Source organism: Massilia cellulosiltytica (assembly GCF_047325105.1).
GTDB lineage: Bacteria > Pseudomonadota > Gammaproteobacteria > Burkholderiales > Burkholderiaceae_D > Telluria > Telluria orientalis.
On record NZ_CP168562.1, the window covers coordinates 1,945,311 to 1,956,844 of the forward strand.

Here is an 11,534-nt window from a genome sequence, read left to right on the forward strand (position 1 = left end):
TTCTACTATCGCTTCAAACTGATTTGGCGGGAAAAGGCTCGTGTTTCAATAATAATTTGGTATCTAGTTCATTTGATTTGATGATCATGAGTGGAAAAGCTAATCATGAGTACTCATGGTTAAAATACGTACTCATGGCGAGTGGGAATACTCATGGATAACATAAAAAGGCCCCTTGGGGCTTCTTTATTAATGCGCAAGGAAAGCAGTAATCTCGTCTAGCTCCGCTTATTGATGAGCCACTGAATTAGGCCAGCACTAACAATCAAATCTGCTAAACGGTTTAAGTCAAGAGCCGGGAACATTCAATTTGTAGTTCGTGATGCGACTTTCGGCGTTTGTCAACGCAGTTGTCGCGTCACATCAAACTGCTTGCTTAAAGTCTCTGACCGAGTTCGTTTCAGATTCAACAAGACTGGATCTTCCAGTTTCCAACTCCTCGTGGCATGCGTCCAACGCTTTGGATTGCGGTTTCTGGCATCGCGGCACGCCAGCAGCCTTTCGCGAGAGAACTCATGCATAACGTTGTGCACAGCAATTAAAGTCAAGATCTGCTCCCGTCTATCAAACCAAACTTGCCATTAGAGCAATACTGGTTCGACCAGGAGCAGACTTGGCTACATGTCGCCAAGCATGGACATAATCGCGACATCAGCAGGGGGGAGGTTGGAAGTTCAGGTCGGCACACGGGAGGTCTCCTCAGAACCCGCAACATTTTAAACTTGCCTCAAGTGCAACAACTATCGTAAGCTGGGCTTTGGCAAATTCATGGTCCTGGGGGCGAGCAAGTTTCTGCCCGAGGGTAACCCGATAGAGTACGATTTGCCGGCGGCGGCGGCGGCGGCGGCGGCGGCGACGAGCCGACGCCGGCCAGTACTTTGCCCAGCGACCCGAACAAGAACCGGTTCGGTGGGCAGTCCCGCAGCGACGGATTCAGCCTCGACGCGCGCTTCGAGCCGTCGGACAGCCGGAAGTGGGTCGCTGTCGTGCTGACCGTGATGGCGGACGACCCGGCACGGATCGGAATGGAAGACTACGCCTGCTTCATTCTTCACCCGACCTTTTCGCCCGCCGAAGTCAAGGTGCCGTTCCGCGCCGGCCGCGTTCAGTTGCGCGTCCAAGCCTGGGGTGGCTTCACCGTTGGTGTGCGCATACCGAGGGACAGGGTAGTCCTTGAATGCGACTTGGCGCAGGTGGCCGACGCGCCGCAAATTATTAGGGCGCGCTGACATCCAAAACGCTGAGTGGCCGGCAGCCAAGGATGCCTATCGACGGCGCAAGGCCATCGTCGAGGCGCCTAACGCCTGGATCAAACATGTGCTGGGATTTCGTAGCTTCAGCCTGCGCGGACTGCGGAAAGTGGCGGCTGAATGGAAGCTTGTTTGTGCCGCCCCGAAACTTACGGCGGATGAGCTACCTCGCGGCATCTTCAAAACGAAAGGACCAGGTAGCGGACCAAAACAGCTCGCTACCAGCACCTCGTCTGCCGTCAACAAACATTGGCTCACGTGGAAACATCCACGACTGGCCCTACAACATCAATTTTCTCTTTTTTCTTCTGCCGCACAGACTCCTAGGGACCACAGCCTCGTTCTTGCCATGACAGCAACCGCGCTCGTATTAATGCTGTGGCTACCAGGATTTTTGCCGGCGCCGACACCGCATTTTCTTGGTAGAACTAAATTACCGCACGTCCTAAAGTTGTGTCCATCTCAATTCAGCGTCAGCTAAAAGTCTGGCGTCCTCGACAAGGACATAACGACATGGACTATCTTTTTGCCCGATTCTTCGCAGACACCGCCGCTGTATGCGGCCACGAGAAAACGCTGCACGCGAACTTCATGCACCAGTTGTTGATGGACGGGGTACCAAGGGATTGCATCGCGCGCGAACACGCGGATGGGGACAAGCGGATCGACCTGGTCGTGCATGCCAACCGGAGCGGCGACCGGTGGCTCGCACGCGACGATGCGGTAGTGGCATTCGAGTTCAAAGGCGGCGCCTACAACGTACGTAATGCGTTGCACGACACCATCGACTCCGAGGGCTATTGCGCTGATATGGACAAGCTCGCGACGCTGCGTCGCCAGGGCGCCGAGGCATGGTTCGTGTGCGTAGACATGGCCGAGCTAGGGCTGGCGTTGTCGCCACGCCAGCAACAACGCGTCGCTGGCCAGTGTGCGCGGCGCGGCGTCCACTTCGCCTACTACGCCCAGGGTGCCGACCACTGCGTGATCGCACGGCCGGGAACGAAGCCGGTCGACGTCGCGCTGGCGTGTGGCATGGTCCGCAACGAAGGCCCCGTGCGGTGGCAAGACTGCTTGCCGGAGCTGGCGTCGCTGCTCAATCGGGCAGACGTCACGGAGGACACGGTCACTGGATTCATTTACCACGCGTTGCAGCGCGCCGGCGTCGGCACTAATCGCCTCTCGCTCGAGACCTATTTCAACTGTGCGGCGCAGGGGACGCGGATGCACCAGCGTCCCGACCTATGTGTATTTGGCGATCGTGTGGGCGGACGGTTTAATTTGTACCGGAGCGGCGACCGCAGGCGCCCCAACGATGGCATCAAGATCGGCGACCTGCAGGCGGTCATTGAAGTCAAGAGTAGCGCCAACGCGCGACGCGTCAGCGCTGCTGCCTTCGCTAAAAAGATCGCCGCGGATATCGACAAGCTGGTGTGGTGGCGCGAACGCCTCGGCCAAGCGAGGTTGGGAGCGGGTTATGCCGACGTGTCGAAGCCGGATTACGTTATGATCGCTGTTGACAATAGTCAATCTTCGCTGGCGCCGTCGACCCTTGACGACTTGCGCCATCACGCCGCGAAGAATTCGGTCCATTTCCACTACCTGAAGGTCGCCCACAATGAAAAAGCCTGAGTCCGTGGCAAAGCTCGAAGACCTCGGCCGCGTGCGCCTGTCGGCTTCGTTCTACATGCGAGACTTCCTGTACAGCGAGATCGCGGCTATGCACGGGCTGCTCAACGTGCCAGAGAATCCAGATCTCGCAATCGAGGTAGGCGGGCAGCTGTGCGAGAGCCTGCTCGAGCCGCTGCAGCGCCAATTCGGCAGGATCGCGATCCGCTCGGCCTATCGGTCACTTGCCGTGAACGAGTTGGGCAACCGTCTCGGTCTGGGCTGCGCCACCAATGAACATAATTACGCCCGCCACATCTGGGACGTCCCGGACGACCACGGCCGCGGCGCGATGGCGTGCATCGTCTTGCCTTGGTTCGCCGACCGCTACGCAACCGGTGCGGACTGGCGGGCACTGGCTTGGTGGATCCATGACCATCTTCCTTACTCGTCGCTGTACTTCTTCCCGAAGCTCGCCGCCTTCAACATCGGCTGGCACGAACAGCCCGAGCGTCGCATCGACAGCTACATCGCGCCCAAAGGCTGCTTGACCCGCCCTGGGATGGCTAACCACGCTGGCAGCCACGCGTCCGAGTACGCCGAACTGCTGGCGCTGCGGGAGGCTGATTGATGGGCCTTATCGACCAGTTGGCCGATCCGGCGGCGACGTGGGCCAGGGAATGGCGCAGGTACCTGGCTAGGCAGGTCCGACGTAGCGGAAGCGAGAGTCTGGCCTTGCTCAGGCAGTTCGCAACCGTGAAGCCGGGACGCCTGGCGCCAAGCGACCGCGAGCGTATCGCGACTGCCCTACATTGCGAAGTCGAACGCCTGTTCGGTACCGTCCGCGACGGGCAGCCGTTCAGCAAGGCGGCCTGGATGCGCGCGGCCGGACTCGATGAGCCGGGTAATGCGACCAAGCGATACGGTGAATTCGTAATAGCGCCGTGGTACTCCACGGACTATGAGGCCTGGGAAGAACGCCGCAACAAGCTGTCCGCTAACGCGGGTCATTTCGGGCGCCTGATCGAGGCGCTTTGCATGTTTTCCAGCGACGCGCGGGAACATGTGTGCCGGCGCATCTTCGCCGGTACGTCGTTCGCCGGCGACGCGATCGACCCCGAACGATACGCGCGCGCGGCTGGCCACCTGCAGGCGCTCGTGCGCGCGACCGATGCGCTCGTCGCATACGGCAATGACAAGGAGGGCATCGAAGGTCTGTTCGTGCGCACGGCACAGGTGAAGCGGCGTATGTCCTCCACGGGCTCGCGCCCTCCCTCGTGGCCTTATCCTGACTGGTTCTATCCGCGTACCGGTGTGCTCGACATTCCTGACGTCTATTGGGACGAGCGCGACTCCGTAGAGTACGGCATGGCAGGGCCAGGGGCACATGCGATGTTCGACGCGAACGATCCCCGCTACCGCAACCTGTTGCGCATGTCGTTCGATTGGTTGGACAGCCTCGTGCATCTACCTCGTGCGTACATGGGCTGCATGGCCTTTCCGCAGGACTTGGTAGACGATGTCGAGCAGGAGGCTGACCAGATCGGCGTACATCTGTCCATCCAATACCGGTTGCAACACAGCCTGGTCGAGCGACGCGAGCTTGCTACTGGCCGGACCAGGATCCAGGGGATCCACCCAGCCGACCTGCAGGATGGGCCTGCCGGCGCTGGCGAAATGGTTCCGCTGCAGGTAAGGCGGCATCCGGAGGAGGAAGGCCACTGCTGGCTCGTGATTTACCCGGCGAAGGGGCGCAAGGGTTTGTGCCCGATGCTCTATTGGCCGCAAGCCGAAGCCGGGGTCTTCGTATGCCCGCTGGACGCGAACAACCTGCACGCGCTTTCGGAGTTTTGCATGACTTCGGATGATGGGGTGATCACGCTCTTCGAACGGCTCGAACAAATGTTGGCGATGCCATCACGGCAATTGGCACATGAGTGGGCTCGTACCGCATTCGACTTGTGCTCCAACCCTGTACTGGAAATGGCTTCGATCGTCGGGTGATATATGGCAAGGACCGCGATGCGGAGGAGGGCAAGTCGTTTAGATTTCTGAACAACCGATCAACTGGCTTGGATCTGAGGCGATCTATACTGGGTTCGAGAGGGCAATTGCAGAGTTCTTTCGAGCCCCATGGACGTGTGGTCAGGCGAACTCATGTGGTGCTCAAGTGTGGTGCTACGCTAACCCGTTGATTTGTAAGAGCCAAAACGGCCTGCAAAGCCGTCTAGACGGGTTCGACTCCCGTCCTCGCCTCCAGCATATCTGTAGATTAGCGCTTTGGCGCTGATCTAAGTGAACGATGTAGCTTATCCCTTCAAATCGACGCATTACGTTTGCGACACTACATACGGCTCGATCACACCGGTGCATTGGCGGACCTTCAACATTAATGCCATAATTTGGATCTCGACAATTCCAGTCCTCGGATTCGCTGGCGAGGGCGTAACCTGAGTAGGTCCATGAGTAACATGAAAGCGTCCATGCAGGTGTTGGAGTTATTTCCGACGCCGGTTTTCGTTGTGCAGACCCAAGGGGTAGACAACGAGGAACTGGCGCGCCAGATCTATGCCATTCGCGACGAGGAAGTCGCAGCCGGCATCGCCGACAAGACTGGCCTGTCGAACTATGGCGGCTTCCGTAGCTATGACCTGTTGCCGCTCCCGGGGTTTGCACAGCTCAAGCAACTCGTGCTGCGGGTGCTCAACGAATGCATGGTCAAAGGCGCATGGTTTGCGGAACCGGAGGTCACGGAAGCGCAGTTCGGCGCGATGTGGGGGGTTATCAATGGCAAAGGGCACGCCAACAGCCCCCACAATCACCCGGGCAGTTGGATCAGCGGCGTGTATTACCCGCAGGTGCCGGCCGCGAAAGAACGTGCCGGTTCGCTCTGCTTCCGTGATCCGATCCTGGCGCGCACCTTTACCCGCAGCTTTTACCGCAATGTGCAGGCCGAGGCGGCATCCGTGGTGCCCGAAGTGGGCAAGCTGATCATGTTCCCAAGCTGGGTCGAACACCACGTCGGCCCCAACCTGACCGATGAGGATCGCATCGCCATCGCGTTTAACATCGACCACGCGAAAGCGCGCTAGCTTTTCGAAGCCGCGCTTCAGCAGGCGTTCAGGCGCACCCCGAAGAACGCGTTGACGGTCAGCCGTCCTTGTTCCGGATCGGCGCTGAGCAGCTCCGGATGGCGGATGTCGCCGCTGTGGTAGATCGTGCCATCATAGAACAACGCGCGGTTGAACGCCGCCGGGACGGTCGCCATCTTTTCAAAATATGCGTTGGTCTTGGTCGGATACGCGGGGGCGCTGTCGATCAAGGCCGAAAACGCGTCACGGTCCATATGCTGCCCGCGGGCCATCATGGCCGACAATGTCGCGGTGTCGACCCGCGGTCGAAAAAAACTCGTGCCACCCAGCCGTTCATCCTTGAACAAATACAGGACCATGGCGAAATTGCCTTCGCCCGGCTGGAAGGGACCGCCATCGACATGCGGGATTCTCTGGAATGGCTCGAGATTTTCCGGCTTGCGCGTGACCATCGACATCCTGCACAAGGCGCTGCGGGTGCGCCGGGCGCCAAGCTGACCCCGGATATATTGTGAAAAAAACGCTTCGAATGCCTGGTGCGCGGCTGGGGGCAGCCGCAGTTCCGGCCCGGGATAGTAGTGAGAATCTTCCGGCGAAAAATCCGCGCGCCGCGCGACGGCATGGGCGATGAATTGCATGGGATCGCGCAGGATATTGTCAACGACTACATAAGAACGGCCATCGTTCAGCGCGACTTTACTCATCGAGGGATTTGGGTTGAACATGGGCGGCTCCGAATTAAAAGGATCAGCTCGGCCGCTCTGCGCGGCAGAACCGCTGGACGTAAGCCTGATGCGATGGCAACTGCTGGACCGTCCTTTCGATCTTCTGGCGAATCGAGCCCAGGAACTGCGACAGCTCGGCATCGCCCATCAGGTCGGCCGACTGGTGATGCTGCTCGGGCATGATGCCCTGGCCCAGCATGACTTGCAGCCACGACGACTCGGTAAACAACTCACCCTCGGTGCGGAACACCCGTCCGGTTTCGCGGAACAGGTCGATGCGGTGTTGCAGCGATGCCGGCGCTTCCATGTTCCTGGCAGCTTCCCAGTACGGGGTATCGGCGCGACTGGTCACCTTGTAATGCAGGATGATGAAATCGCGGATGTGGGCGATCTCCCTTTGCACTTGGGTGTTGAACTCGTCGATGTCGGAGCGGCAGATGCCGTCGGCCGGGAACATCTGCATCAAACGGATCAGATTACGCTGGATCAGATGGATGCTGGTCGACTCGATCGGTTCCAGAAAGCCGCTCGACAGGCCGATGGCGACGACGTTGCCTTTCCACGATTGCTTGCGCTGGCCTGGCTTGAACTTGATCATGCGCGGCTGCGTCAGCGGCTCGCCATGCAGATTGTCGAGCAAGATCTGCATGGCTTCCTCGCCGTCCATATACTTGCTGGAGAATACGTGGCCATTGCCAACCCGGTGCTGCAGCGGGATCCGCCACTGCCAGCCGGCGCCGCGCGCAATCGCGCGTGTCATCGGCACCGGTTCGCCCATCAATTCAGTCTGTACCGCGATGGCGGTGTCGTTAAACAGCCATTGCGACCAGTCGTCGTATTCCACCCCCATGGTCTGGCCCAGCAACAGCGAGCGAAAGCCGGTGCAGTCGATGAACAAATCGCCTTCGATCAAGGCGCCGTTTCCGAGCTTGAGCCCGGTCACGTGGCCGCTGGCGGCGTCAAGCATCACCTGGTCGATCTTGCCTTCCACCCGCTTGGCGCCGAAACCTTCGCTGTACTTGCGCAGGAACCTGGCGTACAAGGTCGCGTCGAGATGGTAAGCGTAATTCATGACGTCGTTCGGCAGATGCGCGAAGCGGCCAAGCTGGGCCGACTTCAATTCCAGGCAATAGTCGCCGAAGTCACTGGCCAGGCCGCGCTGGCGGCCCTTGTGCCAGAAATGCTGGAAGCCCGCAGACCAGTGGTCGACGCCGGTCAAGCCGAACGAGTGGATATAGTCCTCGCCGGGCGCGCGCCAGTTCTCGAAGCTGATGCCCAGCTTGAAGGTCGCCTGGGTTGCCCGCATAAAGTCGGCTTCGTTCAGTTCCAGCAACTGGTGAAACTGAATCAAGCTGGGTATGGTCGCCTCGCCCACCCCGACGGTACCGATCTCGTCGGATTCGACCAGCGTGATGTCCAGTGTCTTGCCCAAGATCCTGGAGATGATGGCAGCGGCCATCCAGCCGGCTGTGCCGCCGCCGGCGATGACGACGCGCCGCACGGGCTTCCTGCCGATATTTTCCGGATTGTTCTGTTGCATGGGGTGTCTCCTGCTACCGTTTTAGTTTCTGCATGATTGCGGCCCGCATGGACCGCGCCTTGTCGAGATCGAGCGGACCGAGGACCCCGCGCGCCGGTTCCGGGATATGCGCCGCTTCACTGCCGTCCGCTTCAAATATGTAGTGGCGGAACACCTCTTGCCATGCCAGTCGCTGGGGCGGCGGCAGTTCGCGCAGCGTCAGGATGGCGTGCATCAGGGTGTTGACCGGGGCATCCATATAGCCTGGCGACTGGCGCCACCAGTAGTTGATCAGGACGTTGAAACTGTCGAGCCCCTCGATATGGTGCCACCACATGCTGGGAATGAAGATGGCGTCGCCCGCCAGCAATTCGGCCACCTGCGCATGCGCCATGGCCTCGGCAAACCTGGGGAATTTCATCAGGTCCGGCCGATGAAAATCGACCAGGCTGATGGGCTGATTGGCCGGCGCAAAATCGAGCGGCCCGATGTACAGGTTGCTCAACTGCTCGGGCGGGAACAAGGTGAAGCGGCGACGCCCGGCGGCCACGCAGGCCAGGTTATCGGGTAGATCCTGGTGCGCGGGAATGCGCGAACGGTTGCCAGTCCACACGCTGACGAGCGGATCGCGATCGCCCAGGTCGAGATCGTTTTCGTCCCGGAAGCCTGGCAGGCAGGTGTCCACTGTCGTCGAGCCGACATAAAAAGTCGGCGCACACGGGTCATCGAGGTGTTCGAGCACTTGATCGAGGATCGCGTCGAGCCTGGCGTTGACGGCGTCGAAGTTAAATCCGCTGATGTCGTCGTTATAAAAATAGCGCCCCGCGATCTCGGGCGGACCGATCAGTGCACGGACCACCTCGCCCCGGTAGAAGCGGCGCAGATAGGCGATGCCCTCGCGCTGCGAGCGCAGGCTGGTCTTGACCAGCGGCCAGCTTGCGACCAGGCCGCGCAGCACCAGCGGCTCGGTCGCAGTGAGAATGGCGTCAGTCAGCGCGGAAGGTAGCGCGCCGCTGATCTCGCGCATCGGCTTAGCCATCGACCGCAACGCGCTGGTTTTTGCGCTCGATGAGCTCGCGCAGCTGGACGAGCGATGCACCCATCTGATGGGCAGCCATCAGGTAGCCGTGCCGATGCAGGTGCGCAAGCGCCGCACCGTCGAGCGCGGCGAGCTTTTCCTCGTTGATCGTCGAAAAACCAAGCAGCTGGTTGTGCGAGCCGTTGTTCAATTCGATGTCGAGCGTGAACGGCTCGATCAGGTCATGGTCGAGCAGCGCGGCGACAAAGCCGGCGTTGCTCTGCAGCCCCTCGTGCAAAGCCAGCAGCAGGCTGTTGACTTGTTCCAGCAGCTCGCTCTGGCCGCCGTATTCGAGAAACAGCGGATAGCCGGTGGCCGTGCTCACTTTTGGATGATCGAGGTCGACATGCACCAGCAGAGCGTCGCCATGCAGTCCCATCGAGAAGGGCTGGCGCGCCACGGCCATCGGCACGTACAGCGCATCCCAGGCATCGGCGCCGGCAAACAAGTTTTCGCCCTCGACAAAACCGAACAGCGCCACCGGCTCGTAGCGCTGTTCGTTGCCGGTCTCGCGGAACACGATCGGATAGTGGGCCAGCACATTGCGAAACTCGGCCGGGAAGGTCGGGCAGATCGTCTCGCCGTCACCGAACCGGGTGCCGCGGCCAAGAATGATTTTCAGGTCTTTGTGTTCGACGTTGTTCAACAAAACACGGTGGGTCATTGCTTGCCTCTTCATTCAAATGTCATTGACTACCTGGTCGGCATGCCGTGATGCACGATATGCCCGATCAGTTCGCGGTTGCCGGGCAGCCCCGCCAGCATCTTGCGGGTCATTGCGGCCGCCTGGCGGAAGTAGCCGTCGGCCAGATCGGCGTGCTCGCAGTGGCGGATCCGCCGGTCCACTTCCGGCACCAGCCCCATGCCGTACATCACGTATTGATAACTTGCGGCGGGAAACAGCTCTTCGATCCGGTGCAGGTCGTAGCGCGACGGCGGCTGCGAGCGCCAGAGCGCGAGCAATTCATTCAGGCGCGTGGGGATCGATTCCGGCGCCCGGTGATCGCGCCAGTACTGGCTGGCGTTGCGCTGGCTGAGCACATAATGCAACTTGAGAAAATCGATCACCCGTTCCCACCGGTAGGTGAAGGCATCGTTGAAGCGTTTGGCGACGATGTCCATCACGGCGCGGTTGGCCGGCATGCCGTCGCTGAGCATGGTGGCGGACAACTCCACCATCGCCAGTGCCGACGCCTCGAGCGGCTCGATGAACCCGGCCGACTGGCCGATGGCCACGCAGTTGCGGTGCCAGAAATGGTCGCGGTAGCCGGGCTCGAAGCCGAGCTTGCGCGGCGCGGTGAGCATCGGTGCGCCACCGCCGCTGCGTTCGACGTAGGCCAGCAAGGCCTGCTCGGCCTGCGCGTCGCTGGTGTGGGCGCTCGAATACACGTGGCCGATGCCGCGCCTGGTCGGCAAGCCGATATCCCAGATCCAGCCGGCTTCCTGCGCCGTCGACCTGGTCTGCGATGCGATCGGACTGGTCGGCTCCGGATAGCCCAGCTGGACCACGCAAGCGCGGTCATTGAACAGGATATGCTGTTGCGGCAGCAGGGGGACGCCATAATGCTTGCCCAGCAATAGCGCTTGCGAGCCGCTGCAATCGATGAACAGATCGCCCTCGATGGCGCCGCCCAGCTTGGTCTGCACCGAGGCGATGTCCCCGTCATCGTGCGCATGGACCGCCACCACATGGTCCGGCACGTGGATCACGCCGAGTTTCTCGGTGCAGTGGCGCCGCAGGAACAGGCCGAACCTGGCGGCGTCGAGGTGGTAGCCATAGTTGGCCACGGCGGCGAACTCCGTCGTCGTCGCCTGCTTGGGCGCCCTGCCGGCGCGGCACAGGTGCGGCTGGACGCTGACCAGGTCGGCAAACGGCACGGCGCCGTGCTGGCGCTGCCAGCTCGCGGCCAGATGGGTCTCGCCATAGCCGTAGGGGAGTTCGAACGGGTGGTAATAAGCGTCGTCATCGCTGCCGTCGACCCAGCCGACAAACAGCGAACCCTGTTTGAACGAGACGTCGCAGGCGCGGAAGAAATCGTTCTCGGAAACGCCAATGCGGTGCAAGGTCTCACGCATGCCGGGCCAGGTTCCCTCGCCGACACCCACCGGCGCCACCTCGGGCGATTCGATCAGGGTCACCTTCAGGGCCGGGCCGGCAGGGGTCTGATGCGCTGCCGCGACCAGCGCGGCGGTCAGCCAGCCGGCCGAGCCGCCACCGACAATCACGACCTGTTCCAGGGGTTTACTGCGCACGCGAATCTTCCA

At 60.8% G+C, this 11,534-nt stretch carries 10 protein-coding genes and 1 pseudogene; 6 read left to right on the forward strand and 5 right to left on the reverse strand.

Annotated elements, in window-relative coordinates:
- Positions 1 to 878 precede the first annotated feature (878 nt).
- The 6 genes and pseudogenes from ACEN9H_RS08740 to ACEN9H_RS08765 all read left to right on the forward strand — a co-directional run bounded on the left by ACEN9H_RS08740 (position 879) and on the right by ACEN9H_RS08765 (position 5,947).
- A complete protein-coding gene (locus tag ACEN9H_RS08740; RefSeq protein ID WP_413674436.1) occupies positions 879 to 1,229 on the forward strand; it encodes a pYEATS domain-containing protein in 351 nt (116 codons plus the stop codon).
- Positions 1,230 to 1,263: 34 nt separating this feature from the next.
- Positions 1,264 to 1,420 (forward strand): annotated as a pseudogene (locus ACEN9H_RS08745) (transposase); the annotation flags it as partial.
- A 343-nt stretch (positions 1,421 to 1,763) separates the two neighbouring features.
- Positions 1,764 to 2,879, forward strand: a complete 1,116-nt coding sequence (locus ACEN9H_RS08750) for a hypothetical protein (protein ID WP_413674437.1) — start codon at positions 1,764 to 1,766, stop codon at positions 2,877 to 2,879.
- Complete coding sequence (locus ACEN9H_RS08755) at positions 2,866 to 3,486, forward strand: hypothetical protein (RefSeq protein ID WP_413674438.1); 621 nt, start codon at positions 2,866 to 2,868, stop codon at positions 3,484 to 3,486. The genes ACEN9H_RS08750 and ACEN9H_RS08755 overlap by 14 nt, the downstream gene beginning before the upstream one ends.
- Positions 3,486 to 4,859, forward strand: a complete 1,374-nt coding sequence (locus ACEN9H_RS08760) for a hypothetical protein (RefSeq protein ID WP_413674439.1) — start codon at positions 3,486 to 3,488, stop codon at positions 4,857 to 4,859. Before ACEN9H_RS08755 ends, ACEN9H_RS08760 begins: the two co-directional genes overlap by 1 nt.
- Positions 4,860 to 5,326: 467 nt before the next feature.
- Entirely contained in the window at positions 5,327 to 5,947 is a 621-nt protein-coding gene (locus ACEN9H_RS08765; RefSeq protein WP_413674440.1) for a TIGR02466 family protein, read from the forward strand.
- A gap of 17 nt (positions 5,948 to 5,964) precedes the next feature.
- Here the strand turns inward: ACEN9H_RS08765 and ACEN9H_RS08770 are convergent, their stop codons facing one another.
- Genes ACEN9H_RS08770 through ACEN9H_RS08790 form a run of 5 tightly spaced genes read right to left on the reverse strand, consistent with a single transcriptional unit; the run spans position 5,965 to position 11,522 of the window.
- Positions 5,965 to 6,672 carry a DUF6445 family protein gene (locus ACEN9H_RS08770; RefSeq protein ID WP_413674441.1) on the reverse strand — a complete coding sequence of 236 codons (708 nt, stop codon included), beginning with the start codon at positions 6,670 to 6,672 and terminating at the stop codon, positions 5,965 to 5,967.
- A gap of 22 nt (positions 6,673 to 6,694) precedes the next feature.
- The gene (locus ACEN9H_RS08775) at positions 6,695 to 8,212 is read right to left on the reverse strand and encodes a tryptophan halogenase family protein (RefSeq protein WP_413674442.1); all 1,518 of its coding nucleotides are present in this window, start codon (positions 8,210 to 8,212) and stop codon (positions 6,695 to 6,697) included.
- A gap of 13 nt (positions 8,213 to 8,225) precedes the next feature.
- Positions 8,226 to 9,218, reverse strand: a complete 993-nt coding sequence (locus tag ACEN9H_RS08780; protein ID WP_413674443.1) for a cupin-like domain-containing protein — start codon at positions 9,216 to 9,218, stop codon at positions 8,226 to 8,228.
- A gap of 4 nt (positions 9,219 to 9,222) precedes the next feature.
- Positions 9,223 to 9,933 (reverse strand): SapC family protein, encoded by a 711-nt coding sequence (locus tag ACEN9H_RS08785; protein ID WP_413674444.1) that lies wholly within the window; start codon positions 9,931 to 9,933, stop codon positions 9,223 to 9,225.
- A 29-nt stretch (positions 9,934 to 9,962) separates the two neighbouring features.
- Positions 9,963 to 11,522: a tryptophan halogenase family protein gene (locus tag ACEN9H_RS08790; protein WP_413674445.1), complete on the reverse strand. Its 1,560-nt coding sequence runs from the start codon at positions 11,520 to 11,522 to the stop codon at positions 9,963 to 9,965.
- Positions 11,523 to 11,534 lie beyond the last annotated feature (12 nt).